This is a genomic window from Crocosphaera sp. UHCC 0190 (assembly GCF_034932065.1).
Lineage (GTDB): Bacteria > Cyanobacteriota > Cyanobacteriia > Cyanobacteriales > Microcystaceae > UHCC-0190.
The window spans coordinates 37,586-53,502 of sequence record NZ_JAYGHP010000012.1 but is presented as its reverse complement, the minus strand read 5'-3'; the positions used below and the strand labels follow the sequence as shown (position 1 = coordinate 53,502).

Annotated in this window: 13 protein-coding genes; 5 read left to right on the top strand and 8 right to left on the bottom strand. The window is 40.3% G+C overall.

The features are described 5' to 3' along the window. Positions 1 to 38: 38 nt before the first annotated feature. On the bottom strand, positions 39 to 1,343 hold the full coding sequence (gene hisD / locus VB715_RS16325; RefSeq protein WP_323302279.1) for a histidinol dehydrogenase: 1,305 nt from the start codon (positions 1,341 to 1,343) through the stop codon (positions 39 to 41). Positions 1,344 to 1,492: 149 nt separating this feature from the next. Beyond that, positions 1,493 to 3,568 (bottom strand): DICT sensory domain-containing protein, encoded by a 2,076-nt coding sequence (locus VB715_RS16320; protein ID WP_323302278.1) that lies wholly within the window; start codon positions 3,566 to 3,568, stop codon positions 1,493 to 1,495. Between the two features lie 593 nt (positions 3,569 to 4,161). On the opposite strand from VB715_RS16320, the gene VB715_RS16315 reads away from it, so the two are divergent. Next, the gene (locus tag VB715_RS16315; protein WP_323302277.1) at positions 4,162 to 4,413 is read left to right on the top strand and encodes a hypothetical protein; all 252 of its coding nucleotides are present in this window, start codon (positions 4,162 to 4,164) and stop codon (positions 4,411 to 4,413) included. A gap of 82 nt (positions 4,414 to 4,495) precedes the next feature. After that, positions 4,496 to 5,479 carry a protein-methionine-sulfoxide reductase catalytic subunit MsrP gene (gene msrP / locus VB715_RS16310; protein WP_323302276.1) on the top strand — a complete coding sequence of 328 codons (984 nt, stop codon included), beginning with the start codon at positions 4,496 to 4,498 and terminating at the stop codon, positions 5,477 to 5,479. Between the two features lie 57 nt (positions 5,480 to 5,536). On the opposite strand, the gene VB715_RS16305 is transcribed toward msrP, so the two are convergent. Then, positions 5,537 to 6,394 carry a hypothetical protein gene (locus tag VB715_RS16305; RefSeq protein WP_323302275.1) on the bottom strand — a complete coding sequence of 286 codons (858 nt, stop codon included), beginning with the start codon at positions 6,392 to 6,394 and terminating at the stop codon, positions 5,537 to 5,539. Between the two features lie 12 nt (positions 6,395 to 6,406). Next, a complete protein-coding gene (locus VB715_RS16300; protein WP_323302274.1) occupies positions 6,407 to 7,006 on the bottom strand; it encodes a DUF1517 domain-containing protein in 600 nt (199 codons plus the stop codon). A gap of 284 nt (positions 7,007 to 7,290) precedes the next feature. Here VB715_RS16300 and VB715_RS16295 point away from each other — a divergent pair, with 284 nt between their 5' ends. The 3 genes from VB715_RS16295 (at position 7,291) to VB715_RS16285 (ending at position 10,510) form a co-directional block, all read left to right on the top strand. Further along, positions 7,291 to 8,412, top strand: a complete 1,122-nt coding sequence (locus tag VB715_RS16295; RefSeq protein WP_323302273.1) for a DUF1611 domain-containing protein — start codon at positions 7,291 to 7,293, stop codon at positions 8,410 to 8,412. 23 nt (positions 8,413 to 8,435) lie between these two features. Then, a complete protein-coding gene (locus VB715_RS16290; RefSeq protein WP_323302272.1) occupies positions 8,436 to 9,521 on the top strand; it encodes an alanine/ornithine racemase family PLP-dependent enzyme in 1,086 nt (361 codons plus the stop codon). A 386-nt stretch (positions 9,522 to 9,907) separates the two neighbouring features. After that, the gene (locus VB715_RS16285; protein WP_323302271.1) at positions 9,908 to 10,510 is read left to right on the top strand and encodes a DUF3782 domain-containing protein; all 603 of its coding nucleotides are present in this window, start codon (positions 9,908 to 9,910) and stop codon (positions 10,508 to 10,510) included. A 32-nt stretch (positions 10,511 to 10,542) separates the two neighbouring features. Here VB715_RS16285 and rsmG read toward each other — a convergent pair whose 3' ends face one another. The 4 genes from rsmG to VB715_RS16265 all read right to left on the bottom strand — a co-directional run bounded on the left by rsmG (position 10,543) and on the right by VB715_RS16265 (position 15,911). After that, positions 10,543 to 11,271: a 16S rRNA (guanine(527)-N(7))-methyltransferase RsmG gene (gene rsmG, locus VB715_RS16280; protein WP_323302270.1), complete on the bottom strand. Its 729-nt coding sequence runs from the start codon at positions 11,269 to 11,271 to the stop codon at positions 10,543 to 10,545. Positions 11,272 to 11,295: 24 nt separating this feature from the next. Further along, complete coding sequence (locus VB715_RS16275) at positions 11,296 to 14,139, bottom strand: cation-translocating P-type ATPase (protein WP_323302269.1); 2,844 nt, start codon at positions 14,137 to 14,139, stop codon at positions 11,296 to 11,298. A 249-nt stretch (positions 14,140 to 14,388) separates the two neighbouring features. After that, positions 14,389 to 14,940 (bottom strand): DoxX family protein, encoded by a 552-nt coding sequence (locus tag VB715_RS16270; protein WP_323302268.1) that lies wholly within the window; start codon positions 14,938 to 14,940, stop codon positions 14,389 to 14,391. Positions 14,941 to 15,296: 356 nt separating this feature from the next. Further along, positions 15,297 to 15,911: an SDR family NAD(P)-dependent oxidoreductase gene (locus VB715_RS16265; protein ID WP_323302267.1), complete on the bottom strand. Its 615-nt coding sequence runs from the start codon at positions 15,909 to 15,911 to the stop codon at positions 15,297 to 15,299. Between the last annotated feature and the right edge of the window lie 6 nt (positions 15,912 to 15,917).

Genomic DNA, 15,917 nt, shown 5'->3' with positions numbered 1-15,917 from the left:
TTTGACTTTTTCTCTTCTGAATCAAGAATTCACCCAAGTTACAATAACTGTTCTCGTTCTTCTATGGCCATGCCATGAGCGGGAAACTCTTCATAATTGGCTAAGATTTGGGTCGTTTGTTTAACACGATCAAACCCTTCTGATGTTAAATAAGCGACAGTAGAACGTTTGAGAAAATCATAAACAGAAACTGCGGAATAGGAACGAGCAAACCCTCCCGTCGGTAAAACAGCATTAACGCCGATCGCATAAGTCGCTGCTGAAGAAGGGGTATATTTTCCGAGTAAAATTTCCCCGGCATTTTTCACCTTACCCACTAATCGTAAGGGATCTTCCACCAAAATTTCTAAATGTTCAGGGGCATATTCATTAATAAAATCCAGGGATTCCTGTAAACTGGACGTAAGAATAATTCCCCCATAAGCTCCTAACCCTGCCTCACAAAATTCCCGTCGCCATTGAGGAAGTTTTTGTAAATAATCCGAGGCATATTGACTAGCTTTTTGCGCCACGGTTTCACTATGGGTAACTAATAAAGCCGCAGAGTCTGGCCCATGTTCAGCTTCAATCAATAAATCTAGGGCCGCTAACTGGGGGTTGGTGGTTTCATCTGCTAAGATGATTGACTCACTGGGACCCGCAGGTAAACCCACATCCACCGTCCCAAATAAAATACGCTTGGCCGCTGCCCCATAAATACTACAAGGGCCCGTTAATTTATCTACTTTTGGTACAGTTTGCGTTCCTAAAGCCATGGCCGCCAAAGCTTGAACACCCCCTAATTTATAAACCTCCGTCACCCCGGCCATTTGGGCCACCACTAGAGAAACAGGTTCGACGTTTCCTTGTTTATCCGATGGGGTACAAACCACAATTTTTTCCACCCCGGCCACCATCGCAGGAATGGTTAACATTAACATCATGGAAGGAAAGGCCCCTTTTCCTCTGGGAACATATAACCCCACACGAGGAATAGGGGTGATTTTTTCGCCAGCAAAAATCCCTGTATCAATTTCCGCCAGGTTCATTTCTTCTGGCATTTGCCGTTGATGGACTTCTTTAATGTTACGGAAAGCCTGTTCTACTGCTAATTTAACATCAGGTTCAATGAGGTGTTGCGCTTGAGCAAATTCTGCCGCAGTGACTTTGATATTCTGGGCCGTTGCTCCCTCATAATCAAATTTACGGGCATAGTGAACCACCCCTTCATCACCGCTTTTAGCGATCGCCGTAATCACTTCTTGAGCAATGGGAAGGACTTGATCGATATCCAATTCGGCCCGTCGCTTTAAGGTGGCGAGATCCCTTGATGTCATTTGAGCAAGTTTGAGAATTCTGACCACTATTTCTCTCCTGATAGGTCGGTCGGTGCTTTTTTCTATTGTATTCGGACGGAGAATAAAGGGCGTATGCCATGCGCCCCTACAAAAACGGAATTTATCTCACTGTAGGGGAGCAAGGAACCTGCGTCCACAATGAATGTAACTTAGGATTAATTTGACCGTTTTGGGCGACTTTTTTTTGGGGATAAAGAGGGAGAAGATGGCTTTTGTCTCTCTTTTTGACGAGGAATTTGATCAAGATAAATTGGCACTGTAAAATGAAACTGACTTCCATGATCTTTCCCTAAAGATTCTGCCCAAATTTGTCCGCCCCAACCATGAACAATTTGACGAGAAATCGCTAACCCTAGACCCGTTCCCCCCGCACTGCGACGTAAGGCCCCTTCTTCTTGATAAAAGCGATCAAAGACCGTTTCCAAGCGTTTTGGTTCAATCCCTCTGCCTGTATCAGCCACGGTGACTTCTAAATGTTCAGGACTATTGCGACTAACTTGAATAGTCACTTTGCCCTCTTGACTGGTAAATTTACAAGCATTGTCTAATAATTTGGCCAACACTTCTACTAACCATTCTCCATCTGCTTGAATGAGAGGCAATTCATCTGTAACGAGGTTTTCAATTTGGGGCAAGGGGTTGTCTTTATGACGGGCCCGAACATTGCTTAAAGATAATTCCACACATTCTTGAAGATTTAAGGGTTCCACATTCCATTGCACCCGTCCACTTTCTAATTGAGAAAGGGTCAAGAAATCTTGGACCAATTTTCGCATTCGTTCCGCATCTTGTAGGGCGGCACTCAGCATCACTTGACGTAACTCAGGGGACATATCCGGTTCGGTAGCCAAACTTTCTAAACAGACTTGAATAGTAGACAAAGGAGTGCGTAATTCATGACCTGTAATCGCCACTAAATTCGAGCGAGTGCGATCAAGTGCTTCTAATTGTTCGTTAAGATCTTGAAGATTAGCGTAAGCTTCTGCTTGAATCAGAGCGACTCCAATTTGGGTGGCGATCGCATTAACTAAGGCCACATCTTCTTCTTTCCAGAGCATGGGATCTGGACCACAATGGTGTAATTCCAACATTCCCATCAATCTACCTTGATAGAGAATAGGAACCAACATCCAAGACAAAATTGAACAACTTTTGACGAGGGTTTGTAAAACGTCTTCGGGTTGATTTTGTTGCTCTAATAGTTTAGTAATTCGCGGATCGCTAATAGCATTATCAATGGTTAAAGCATCCCGTAAAGCGACTACTTCCTTAAACAGAGGATTATTTTTTAATGGCCAAGTTTGTCCCTGAATTGAGGAAATACCCGCATTAATAAATTCGTGTTGAATGATAGCGGTTGCATCGGTTTCTTGACAACGATAGACCAAACAACGACATACCTCTAATCCTTCCCCCAATTTCTGCACCGCAACTTGTAAAATTTCATCAGGATTAAGGGAACGTCGGATGGCCGTTGTCACCGAATTAATTAACCGTTCTTTATGTTCTTTGATAGCAAGAGAATGGTTAGCTTTGATCAGTTTATATTGACCCGCCTGAAGATAGGTAACTAAACGTTGTACAAAGGGATCAGGATTGTTATTAGAGGTATCCCAATTACGGTTATCTGCCTCTTCAGACTGAAGTTGCTGCACGTTTTGGGCCAAGACTTCTGAGGGGAGATAGATTTGACGCGCTTGTTGAATTTTTGACTTAAGTTCAGGACGATAGTCTTGAATCCGTTCTAGTACAATATTAGCGGCCTGTTGGCTTACCTGGCGATCAAAAGTCCAAATTCCTTCAAAACGGCGACTATTATCCATTGCTGAACTGGTTTCTTCTTTAGCGGCCGCGGTTCGCTCTTGACAAATTAAACAGCTAGCATAATTGAGGCCGATGACGATTAAATGCCATTCTTGAGTTAGGCTATCGGTTGGCTCAAAGGCGATGGTTTCATAGACATCAGAACAATTTTTAAAGTTGGTTTCTGGTGCCGCTAAAACATAAACTTGCTCGCTTTTTTGGGCAATTCGTCGATATCGCTGGGCTTCTTGACGATAAAACCGTTCCCGTTGAAAACTGGCAATCACTAATGGCTCATCAGAGCCGGCGAGTACCTGATCTTCCATGGCATGGGACAATGCTGTCAAAGAAGCCTTAAAGTACATTTGCGGCCGCCAATGGGGAAGCAGTTGCAACAGTTGTGTTAAAACCGATTTTGATCTACTCATCAATGATTTTTTTCCGAGATCTCCTGGCAAAATCGATGTTTACTGCCCATCTGACGAGCATCTTGGGGCTAATCATCACGGGCGAAACGGTGAGTTCTGTACTAAGGTGAGTTGTGATTTCTCCTTAACCTCTATCCTACAAAAAAGCTGTCCGTCTCTCTTGTTTATTTTTGATGATTACCTAATAGCTCACAGTCTTAATATTGTATGTTACCTTGATTTCATTAGGCCAAGAGAGCATAATTTAATCTTTGATTGGTGGTGCAAGGCGGAACTTCACCATAGAACGAAACTGAACAATTTGAGCAATTTTGCATCAGCCAGTCGAGTCGGTGAATGAAAAAGCCCCTCCCCTTTAAGAAGGACATTATCAATTTACCAGGTTTTTACCTTTGTGATTTATTTTAATAATTGTCTATTTATCGCAATTAATAAACTGTTGTGTTTTTAAAATGACTATTGATAAAACCCAATAAAAAAGATGTATTCCAGTCCATCTTCGTTTTTTAACTGACTAAAAACCATTTTAAATGCGTTTTAACTTAACCAGAAACCATATTTATTTTTCTTGTATAATTTAATCATATAAATCGATGAAAAACATTATAGATAGTCACCAAGTCAGCCCACCGAAAACTTACAAAATCTCGCTTTCTCTCATTAAGATTAACTTTCCTAAAGAGATAACCTCTCAAGGGATGACTACCTTTCTAACCATTGTTTTCGGCGTTCCTTTATCTCTCTTATTTTGGATTTATTCTTTCAATAACCTCATGAGTCTATCTAGTCAACCCATTTTGTCCCCTCCTCCTGCAACCAATACGGTTATAGAAACTAATCCCTAGGCCATAGGGATTTTCTGCCAGGAATTTGTTAAGATCCAAAGCGTATCAATGATTTTATCTGGCTTAAGTCGATTTTTGGGCAATGACTTTAATTCGTGTTCCTCCGTCTTGGAAAATTAGTGAAAACCAAAGCACTCCTGAGACGGTTTATTATAACCGTCGTCGCTTTCTAAAAAGTTTAATTGGGACAGGAATTGCAGCCAGTTTAATTCCCTTAAGTGGTTGTCAAAAATCCTCCTCTCAAACAGCTTTAGAAAATAGTCTCCAACTTCCCAAACTTTCAAAGATTCAACCCTCTCCCGTTTTTAATCAAGTTGATCGTCCCATCACTAAAGAGATTTTAGCTGGACAATATAACAATTTTTATGAGTTTGGTGGCACGAAAAATATTTGGCTGAAAGCTCAAAAATTACCCATAGAGAATTGGAAAGTTGAAGTGATGGGATTAGTCAAAAATCCTCAAACCTATGATTTAGACGATCTTAAACGGAAATTTCCCCTAGAAGAAAGAATTTATCGCTTTCGTTGTGTCGAAGCTTGGTCAATGGTATTACCTTGGGTTGGGTTCCCCATGAAGGCCCTAATGCAAGCGGTTGAACCTACCAGTCAAGCCAAATTTGTCAGATTTACGTCTTTTTATGATCCAGAAATTACCACTGGCCCTGGTTTTCATCTGGGAACTTTACCTTGGCCCTATCAAGAAGGGTTACGCATTGAAGAAATGGCTAATGAGTTAGCTTTTTTTGCTCTAGGAATCTATGGCCATGATTTACCGAAACAACATGGCGCACCGTTACGGATGGTAATTCCTTGGAAATATGGGTTTAAAGGGGCCAAATCCCTGGTTAAAATTGAATTTATGGCGGAAAAACCAGCAACTTATTGGAATACCATTGATCCGAATGAGTATGATTTTGAGGCCAATGTTAACCCGGATAAACCTCACCCCCGTTGGTCACAAGCGACTGAAAAGTTTATTAGTCAAGGGCCAGGCCTCTCTTGGGACATTAAGGAAACCCTACCTTACAATGGCTACGGAGACTATGTTGCGAATTTGTACGGTTAGATATCCTCAAAAAAATGGCGCATGATTGCGCCATTCGGTTATTTTGATGATTTTTGTTTAACGTCTTCGAGAACTGCGAGAACGAGAACTGGAACCCTTACTACTACCAAACCCTGAATTTCTTTGAACATTAGAGCGAGAGGTTCCTGAATTTTTCAAATTACTACTACCAAACCCAGAACCACTAGACTTAGGGGCGTTGGGAGATGATTTTTGACGAGAGGTTGCGGAACTTGAAGAAGAGCGGTTAAGATTTCCCGTTGTCCGTAAGGTTTGCTTATTTTTCACGGCTGGGGGAGGCGCGTTATATTTACTTTGATAGCTTTGACTCGCTTGGGTATAGGTATTCCCATAACCTCCATAACCTCTCATTATTCCCCCTGGTTGATACATGGGAGGAAAATAGTATTGTGGGGTAAATAATAAACTCCCCAATGCTTGACCCGCTAATGCACCCGCAAAGGGGGCCCAAAAATTAGACTCCCGACGCACGACAACGGTTTGAGGTTGTCCGGTTTGGGGGTTAGTTTGGGTTTCTGTGACATTATGAACATATTCTATTTTGAAGTCTTCTGTCAGGTGCATGACTGCTTGCTCTCCCGTCACCTCTAAATAGGTGCTTTCCCCATTTTTTACCTGTTCCTCAGTCAGTCTGGCCATTTGTAAATTCTGGGTGCGGTAAGTGGGGGGTTTTCCTGGGGGAGTATTGAGCAACATTAGGGTATAAGTTCCCTCTGTATCATCATATTCCGCTTGTTGAACAGGGTAACGGCCCTCTTTGACTTGATTTGGGGGAGTAACACTCGCGCTAGTATTATTAGAAGATTGAGACTGGGTTGAGGTGGGAGAACTACAGGCCACGGTAGTCCAGCAGAGTGCTAGGGATAAGAAAATAGCAATCAATTTGCGAATCATAGGCTTAATGAGTTATAAAGGAATCAGTTCTGAAAAATTGAGTAATAATTGATCGTTGGTTAGTTCATCCCCAAATTGCGCCGGGGAATAATGAACTTGAATCCCTTGTAAACGGTTTTGATAATGCAGGTTAATTAAGGCTTTTAAACCGTCTTCTAAGGCGTTTCTATCGGCCAAGTTTGTTTCTAATTCTGGTACTTCTCCGGTTACAGCAACGGTGATCATCACCACTAAATTACGGGTAACAGGGAAAGATAAAGGGGTGTTGTCCTCCTCATCTTCAGTAATAACTGCACTGAGGTAACGTTGGGCCGAGTCGGTAAACAGTTCAGTAACATAGTCTCCTGCTTCTCCCTCCTCCCAAAAAACATCCCCCTCATTGGCGGCAGATTGCCAGTAAAGGCTCATTTGTAGAAGATTTTGACAAATTTCAACTAAACCCTCTCCGAGTACCTGCAAATCTCCTTCTGCATCGATAGCTTCTCGCGCTGCATGGTTTAAGACTCCTAAGACGGGAGCAATCTCATCTCCTGCAAGGTGTAGGAAAATACGACAGACCACAAAACGAGTTTTTCCGGTGAATTTGTTAATGCGATCGCGCCAAGAACTCATAATTTATGCTTGAAAAGCTCTCATTATAATGTAACCCAAAACAAGTCAAAATAATCCATTGCGTTGTTTTTTATTAAATAAACCCATTTTTATAGCCATTGAAAATCCTATTTGATAGTCTCATGGAGTCTGAAAAATTTTACAAAATATTGAATCCTTAGTTTAAGATTTTGCACAGTTAAGTTTTGAGAACATTCAGTTTTATTTCAGTGTAAGGTAAGTTACAATTACAGCAAATAAATACAAATTTAATCTTTGAGAATAAATTATAGGAAATTCACTGAATGACAATTTTCAAAAAAACAGCTTTAGTTTACTGTGAAAATCAATTTGGTTTAGTAGACGGAAAAACTGCCGCAGGCTTGATTCGTCACTCTGAAATTTATACAATTGTTGGGGTGATCGATAGTTCCTTAGCTGGCAAAGATGCAGGGAAAGAATTAGGAGGAAAAAAGAATGGTATTCCTATTTTTGCCAATTTAGATGAGGCTTTGGCTAAACTTTCAGAGATGCCAAACTGTTATATTTATGGAAAGGCTCCCTTAGAAGCTTGTCTATCCCCAGAAGAGAGGTTTCTCATCTTAGAAGCTATGGAAAAAGGCATGGATATCATTAATGGTCTTCATGAGTTTTTCTCCGAAGATCAAGAGTTTGTCAATATGGCTGACAAGCATAATATCGAAATTAAAGACATTAGAAAACCGCCCAAATTAGAAGATTTGCACGTCTTTACGGGTCAAATATCTAAGGTAAATATTCCTGTCATCGCCATACTTGGTACCGATTGTGCTTGCGGAAAAATGACCACCGCGATAGAACTTAATAAGGCTTTAAATAATCTTGGCATAAAGTCAATTCTAGTAGCAACAGGTCAAACTAGCTTGATGCAAGGAGCAAGATATGGTGTTTCTATCGATGCGCTTATTTCCCAGTTTGTGATTGGTGAAATCGAAAACTCTGTTATTCAAGCGTTTGAGAAAGAAAGTCCTGACATCATTTTAGTTGAGGGACAAAGTGCTGTTAGTCATCCCGCTTTTATGAGTTCTCTGGGTATCTTAAAAGGAAGTATGCCTGATGGAATTATTCTTCAGCACCCACCTGGGAGAGAATTTCGGTGTGATTTTCCGCATTTAATCATGCCTACTGTTGAGAGTGAAATTCAACTGATTGAAGCGATTTCTCAATCTAGTGTAATGGCGATTACCTTAAGCCATGAAAACCTCGCAAACGAAGAAATTTTGACCATCATAGAAGATTATGAAAAGCAGTTTAAGTTACCAACAACCGATGTGTTGAGTCATGGATGTCAAAAACTTGTTCAAACTTTAGCCCATCATTTTCCGAAACTTAGTCAAAAAATCAAGCAGGAAAATGTAGAAAAACTTCCTGTCTTGGCCAAGAGGTAGACATAATTGTCTAGAAAAAATCAATGAAATCGTTCATGCCAAGGATAGAAATTGCCCTATCCCAAATACAGGATAATGCTCGAATATTATCAAAACTTTATGGGCAAAAAGGGATTTCTTTAATGGGAGTTTCTAAAGCAGTATTAGGAGAGCCTTCTATTGTTAAGGCAATGATTCAAGGGGGAGTGAAATTTATTGCAGATTCTCGTATTGAAAACATTCAAAAAATGAAAAATGCGGGGATATTAACTAAGTTTGTTCTGCTACGTACTCCTTTAAGTCGGGCTGAATCTATTGTTAAAACTGTAGATATTAGCCTCAATACTGAGATAGAAACTCTTAAGGAACTTTCCTATTATGCAAGGGCATATAATAAATATCATCAGGTAATTTTGATGGTGGAATTGGGTGATTTGCGTGAAGGAATACTTCCTGGAGATCTTTCTCAATTTATGAGGGAAACCCTTTCTTTATCCCATATAAAAATTGTTGGTATTGGCTGCAATTTAGCTTGTTATGGTGGAGTCAAACCAGATAATGCCAATATGAATAAACTATCTGAATTGGTTGAGATGATTGAAAAAGAGTTTCAGATTAGTTTAGACATAATTTCTGGTGGAAATTCGGCAAATTATGACTGGTATAAATCGACTCAAGATGTGGGTAAGATTAATAATCTTCGTTTGGGTGAATCAATTTTTTTGGGTTGCGAAACTGTTAATAGAAAAGCCATTCCCGGTTTACATACCCATGCTTTCCAACTCATTGCCGAAGTTATTGAGTCCAAGATCAAGCCATCTCTACCATTTGGAGATATCTGTCAAGATGCTTTTGGAAATATTCCTAGTTTCGCAGATCGAGGAATTCGCCAAAGAGCGATTATTGCTTTGGGAAGGCAGGATATTCTAGTATCTGGTTTGCAATCTCATAATAAACTAGAAATATTAGGCTCTAGTAGCGATCATCTTATTCTCGACAGCAAAAACCAAAATTTACAAGTAGGAGATGAAGTGAATTTTAACATGGATTACGGTAGCCTTCTCGCAGCGATGACTTCTCCTTTTATTAAAAAGCAATTCATACATTCTAATAGTCCCGTGGCCGTTTAAGCTTTAAAATACGTTTTCGTAGGGGCGCAATGCTTGCGTCCAAAACTATAAGAAATAACATTTTCCCCCCTTGTTGTCAGTTAGACATAATTAGACATATCCTTTATATTTAAGAGGTTTATCATTATTTTTTTGAGGAAAATCTCATGGCAAGTTTAGCAAAACTTATGAATTTTCGGGACTCATTTTAAAAATAGGTTTTCCTAGGGGTCAACGGCCGTTGACCCCGCTTCAACCCTTAAGGGTTAAGCTATACAGACAAAACCCGCCTACGCGGGTTTAATATAGATCAACTGTTAGGTGTTGAACTAGAAACTTAAACCGCGCGGTCTGAAACATAAACCAGATATAATGAATGAACTAAAAAGCTTGCAACAAGAAAAATTATGTCAACCACCGCAGATGATGTATGGCAATTATTAGCTGAATTAGCAACAGCCCAAAAAGAAACAGAGCGACGCTTTCAAAAAACAGAAAGACGCTTTCAAGAAACTGATCGCCAAATTCAAGAAACTGATCGCCAAATTCAAGAGACTAGCAAGGAAGTTAAAAAAGTTAGTAAACAAATAGGGGCTTTAGGTGGTAAATGGGGTCGTTTTGTGGAAAATATGGTGGCTCCTGCTTGTGAAACCTTATTTTTAAATAGAGGTATTCCCGTTCATCAAGTTAGTCAACGAGTCAAAAAACGTCTGGATGGTAAAAGTTTAGAAATTGATGTCTTAGTAACCAATGAAAACCATGTTTTAGTAGTGGAAGTTAAAAGTAGTTTAGGTGTGGATGATGTTAAAGAATTGATCGATGATTTAAGAGAATTTCGACAATTCTTCCCTGAGTATAACGACAAGCAAGTATATGGGGCGGTGGCAGGGATAGAAATAGAAGAAGGTGCAGATAAATATGCTTATCGTCAAGGTTTATTTGTGTTGGCACAAGCGGGAGAAAATGTCGCTATTCTTAACAGTGCTGAGTTTCAACCAAAAGTTTGGTAGTGGGATCTATAAAAATAAGATTGATCGCTTCTTTAGCCTAAAGGTTGTTGTTTTGGAATACCAACGGGACGAGGAAATTGATAAGGGGTTTCTGCTACTTTTTTAACATAAATAAAGTGACGTATACTTTGAGTTAAAGGAGTGTTAAACTGTTTAACTAAGATAAATTTTCCCCCTAATTGTTTCAAGGCTGCTTTTAAGTTTAATTCTTCTTCCGTTTGCCAATTTCCCCGATATAATACTCCTATTCCTCCTAGTTTGAGAAAGGGTAATACATATTCAGCACAAACAGAGGGTTCCCCCACTGCACGAATTAAGGCTAAATCATACATTTCTCTATGCTCTGGTAAATGTCCAACATCTTCTGCTCGGCCGATAAATGTGGTACAATTTTTTAATTTTAAGGCTTCTAAAAATAAGTTAATTACATTGATTTTTTTGCGAGTAGAATCAAGTAATGTAAACTGCCAATGAGGAAAACTAATGGCAATAGGAAGACCAGGAAAACCACCTCCTGTACCAATGTCAATCACTTTTAATGAATCTTTATATCGCAAAAAATCTAGCCCGATAACTCCAGCTAAAGAGTCCCAAAGGTGTTTTTCCCAAAAGTCTTGAGGTTCCGTAATACGAGTTAAATTAATTTGACGATTAATTAAGATTATTTCTTGATATAACTGCTCCCATTGGTCTAATTGTGTTTGAGTTGGTTGCCATTGTAAACTATCTTGCCAAATTTCCTGAAATGTTGGTAACTGCATTAATTTACTGATTATTTTCCCGACTTATTTTTGAACAAATTTACGATAGAGACGTAAGAGAATTTTTTCAAATTCTACCCAAACAAACATCAAACTACTAAATAATAAACAGATAACTAATTGTTCTCTTGTCAACACCGTTGTATTAAAGAAATCCCGTAAGGGTGCAACATAAACTAACATCAATTGTAGAATGGTCGTAACAATGACTGCTCCCCAAAGATAAATATTAGAAAAAGGGTTCATCTCAATGGCTAAACGGGTTGTTGAACGAGCCGCGATCGCATGGCCCATTTGAGCAATACATAAAGTCGTAAAAACCATCGTTTTCCAACTTTCAGGGTCATGGCCAGGCTTTTGAGAATCATTAAAGGCCCAGGCCATTAAAGTAATTGTAATAATGGCAAAAATGATGCCAATACGCACAATATAAGACCCTAAACCTCGTGCAAAAATGCTTTCATCAGGATTAAAAGGGGGACGTTCCATAATATGAGGATCAGCAGGTTCAACCGCTAACGCTAAAGCAGGTAAACCATCCGTTACTAAATTCATCCACAGAATTTGTAAGGGAATTAAAGGAATTCCAGAAAGTCCCATAATTGGGGCCGCTGCAATCGTAATAACTTCCCCCACATTACTGCCCAAAATATACTTAATAAAGTGACGAATATTGCTATAAACCACCCGTCCCTCCTCCGTTGCAGCGACAATGGTGGCAAAATTATCATCCAGCAATACCATATCACTGGCCTCCTTACTCACATCCGTCCCAGTAATACCCATCGCAATGCCAATATCCGCTTGTTTCAGGGCCGGAGCATCATTGACCCCATCTCCCGTCATAGCGACGAATTTGCCCTGTTTTTGTAAGGCCCTGACAATGCGTAATTTATGTTCAGGAGAGACACGAGCATAAACACTAACCCTTTCAACTTCTTGTTCTAACTCCGGTTGGGACATTCGTTCTAACTCCCGTCCTGTGAGAAAATGATCCCCTTCTTCGACAATACCTAACTGTTGTGCGATCGCCTGGGCCGTTAACTGATGATCTCCCGTGATCACAATGGGACGAATACCCGCGGCCCGACATTTCGCCACGGCCGCGCGGACTTCTGGCCTGGGTGCATCCATCATGCCCACTAATCCTAACCAAATTAACCCCTGTTCGCTGGTTTCTGCATCTGTGTCGGGAATGTGTTCTAGGGGTTTATAGGCGAACCCTAACACCCGTAAGGCCCGTTTGGCCATGGCATTATTCCCGTCCAATACCTGCTTTCTCTGTTCTTCGGTGAGGGGATATATTTGTTCTCCTAATTGATAGGACTGACATCTTTCTAAAATTAATTCAGGGGAACCCTTGGTAAACATCGCATAAGCATGATTTTGACGTAGTTGCCAACTTGGCCAGTGATTACCTGTTTCTGACCACTCACAAATGGTACTCATGCGCTTTCGTTCTGAGGAAAAGGGAAACTCTGCTACCCTTTCATATTGATTTTCTAAAGTTGATTGTTGTAACCCTGCTTTTCCTGATAATGCTAATAAGGCCCCTTCCGTTGGATCACCCATAATGGCCCAGTCCCCTTCTTTTTGGGACAAATGGGCATCATTACATAGCACACCCGTGAATAATAAGGCTTGTAACTCGCCATAATTGTTAATTTTAACAGTCTGATTATCCCCCTTAATAAAGTCCCCTAGGGGTTCATATCCTGTCCCTGTGACGCGACAATTCCCCTCAAGGGTTTCTACCTCTTGCACCACCATTTTATTTTGGGTGAGGGTTCCGGTTTTATCAGAACAGATCACATTTACTGACCCCAAAGTTTCTACTGCGGGCAGTTTGCGGATCAAAGCGTGGCGTTTTACCATGCGTTGGGTTCCCAACGCTAAGGTAACAGTGATCACCGCAGGTAAACCTTCAGGAACTACCGCTACGGCCATACTCAGGGAAATTTCGACTAAATCTTGTAAAAGTCCCCATCCTCCCTTAATTACCCCTCCAACCACTACTAAGGCCACAAAAATCAGGGAACCACTAACTAAAACATTCCCTAAGTGACTCATGCGTCGCTGTAGAGGGGTGGGTTCACTTTCTACGGACTGTAACATTTCGGCTATTTTGCCCAGTTCTGTGGTCATTCCTGTGTTGGTAACGACCACTCTACCCCTACCTTGGATCACTTCTGTTCCTGTAAACACCATGTTACGGCGATCGCCAATGGGGGTATCTTCTTCTAATGCTTCTGTCAAGGGATATTTATTGACGGACTGGGCCTCTCCCGTTAAGGCCGACTCTCGAATTTGCAGGTTAGAGGCTTCTAAAATTTGGCCATCCGCACAAAGTTGATCCCCTGCTTCTACTAAAATAATATCCCCAGGAACTAATTGAGGAGCATCGACTTCGAGGCGTTTTCCGTCTCGAATGACTTGAACTTTGGGAGAGGATAAACGTTTTAAAGCGGCTAAAGCTTTTTCGGCGCGAGTTTCTTGTAAATAGCCTAAAAGTCCATTTAAAATCACAATTAAAAAAATAGCAATAGTATCTTTAAAGGGTATTACCCCTTCAGTTATGCCATTTTTCTGCAATTCCACTACATCTAAAATACCGGAAATAATTGCTACCACGATCAGCATAATTAACATGATGTTAGTAAACTGATCGAGGAGAATTTCCCAATTACTACGGCCTGCTGTTTCTTCTATTTCGTTGGGGCCATAATGTTGTTGACGTTGGCTAACTGTTTCCGCATTTAACCCTGTTTGAAGAGTGGTTTCTAACAATTCTAGGGTTTTTTGGGGAGAATAAGTATGCCAAGCTTGTTGCTGTCGGGGCAGGGTATGGGAAGAATAGGATGGAGTCACAGGTGGAGATCGTTTGTGATGAGTCTACTATTTCTCATTTTACTGTTAACTTTCTCAAGTGTTGCACCCTTAGCAGTAAAACGTAAAGTCTTTATTTTTCTTGATTAAATCTTTAGACATCCTTAAGGTTATTTAAGGTTAAGGTTCAATATGTAATAAGTGCCTATTTGTCGCATTTTGGTGGGAAATGTCCACCCGACTAGATGGTAGAGATATTTAATTAGATATCTCTACCGACTTCCTTAATACTTACTTAAGTTGTTTTGCTTTGTCTTCCTTCACTGTTGTCTGTTGATAGGATTTTTCTAACAACATAATTTGTTTTGCTTTCTGAGTTAAGGCATTACTATCCAACCAATTTAAAATTAAGGCATCGGTTGAAAATAAGCCAGCCCCATTAACGCAAAAGAACAGAAAACAAGCGGCATAAATGGCAGAAAGTTCTAAGTAAGGAATGCTAAAACCCGCTACTAAAATATGATGATACATGGCCACCATCATGGTTGATAATAACCCAAAAGCAGCCGGACGGGTGAATAAACCGAGGGCAACCAAAGGCGCACCAATTAACTCAGTATAGGCGGCAACGTAACTAAAGAAAATGGGAAAGGGTAGTCCAATATAGGACACATAAGCTTCAGCAAAACTTTCAATGTTTCCCAGTTTATCTAATCCATTATGGATCATAATTAAGCCTACCACTGCCCGCAAAATCGCCCAGGCAGTTTGAGAGGCAAAATTAGGGTTGACATTGGGTTTCAACAAAAGGGTCAAAAGATTTGAACGTAATTGGGTATTCATGATGACAAGATGTAAAAAAATGTAACTCATTTTACAAAACTTAATTAAGCTCTGTATATAGTCTCTCAGAAAAGGAAAAGTCGTTAATCGGCTGGATTCCTTGCTTAGTAAGACTTTACAAGACTAATGACTTAGAGTTAAACGAACTAACCTGAGTCTATTATTAATCTTTGTTAACATTTTAACAAGTTTCTTAAATATAAGTAGGGGCGAACAGCCGTTCGCTCCTAAAAAACGGCTCTCCCGACATCTTGGTATAAAATGTATAATCAGCTACAATACTTAAGATGGTGGGTTACGACGCGGATTAAAACTTATTAGTTTTTCATCAAAATCATAGCCGCGTCTAACCCACCCTACGAATTATAAGCTTTACTTATCACCACAAGTACGGGAGAGCCCCCAGGACTAATTGAAGAAATCCTTATGTTTTTATTCGCTTCTCTTAACTCTTGTCTCAACCCTTCAGTTAAGGCCGTGACCGCATATTTACTCGCTGCATAAACCCCACTGAATAAAGGTACTCGATGACCCGACATTGAATTAATATGAATAATATGACCATTACTATTGCGATCACTCATATCTTTAATCGCTTCACGAGTACAAATACATAAGGCTAAAACATTTATATCTAGCATCTCTCGCCACGCTTCTGTCTTGCCTGTCATTAAAGTTTCTCGATGACCCAAACCTGCGTTATTAATTAAAATATCAACCCCACCCCATTGCTGACGGATGGCTTCAAACAAGTTAATAATATCAGCTTCTTGACGTAAATCGACCCGCTTTGCTAATACTTCACCGCCTATTTCTTGTAGTTCTGTACTTAATTTATCTAACTTTTCTTGACGACGGGCGCAAATCACGAGGCGATATTTTTCCTTGGCTAAACGACGGGTGATCGCTTCTCCAATGCCACTGGATGCCCCAGTAATTAATACGACTTTTTGTCCTGAATTTGCTGCCATTATTTA

What these genes read in the sequence shown, in the direction of transcription:
- VB715_RS16320 (WP_323302278.1), bottom strand. Translation starts at nt 3,568, where the DNA reads ATGAGTAGATCAAAATCGGTTTTAACACAACTGTTGCAACTGCTTCCC.
- VB715_RS16265 (WP_323302267.1), bottom strand. Translation starts at nt 15,911, where the DNA reads ATGGCAGCAAATTCAGGACAAAAAGTCGTATTAATTACTGGGGCATCC.
- VB715_RS16300 (WP_323302274.1), bottom strand. Translation starts at nt 7,006, where the DNA reads ATGAGTTCTTGGCGCGATCGCATTAACAAATTCACCGGAAAAACTCGT.
- VB715_RS16295 (WP_323302273.1), top strand. Translation starts at nt 7,291, where the DNA reads ATGACAATTTTCAAAAAAACAGCTTTAGTTTACTGTGAAAATCAATTT.
- rsmG (WP_323302270.1), bottom strand. Translation starts at nt 11,271, where the DNA reads ATGCAGTTACCAACATTTCAGGAAATTTGGCAAGATAGTTTACAATGG.
- VB715_RS16305 (WP_323302275.1), bottom strand. Translation starts at nt 6,394, where the DNA reads ATGATTCGCAAATTGATTGCTATTTTCTTATCCCTAGCACTCTGCTGG.
- VB715_RS16290 (WP_323302272.1), top strand. Translation starts at nt 8,436, where the DNA reads ATGAAATCGTTCATGCCAAGGATAGAAATTGCCCTATCCCAAATACAG.
- VB715_RS16270 (WP_323302268.1), bottom strand. Translation starts at nt 14,940, where the DNA reads ATGAATACCCAATTACGTTCAAATCTTTTGACCCTTTTGTTGAAACCC.
- VB715_RS16285 (WP_323302271.1), top strand. Translation starts at nt 9,908, where the DNA reads ATGTCAACCACCGCAGATGATGTATGGCAATTATTAGCTGAATTAGCA.
- VB715_RS16315 (WP_323302277.1), top strand. Translation starts at nt 4,162, where the DNA reads ATGAAAAACATTATAGATAGTCACCAAGTCAGCCCACCGAAAACTTAC.
- msrP (WP_323302276.1), top strand. Translation starts at nt 4,496, where the DNA reads ATGACTTTAATTCGTGTTCCTCCGTCTTGGAAAATTAGTGAAAACCAA.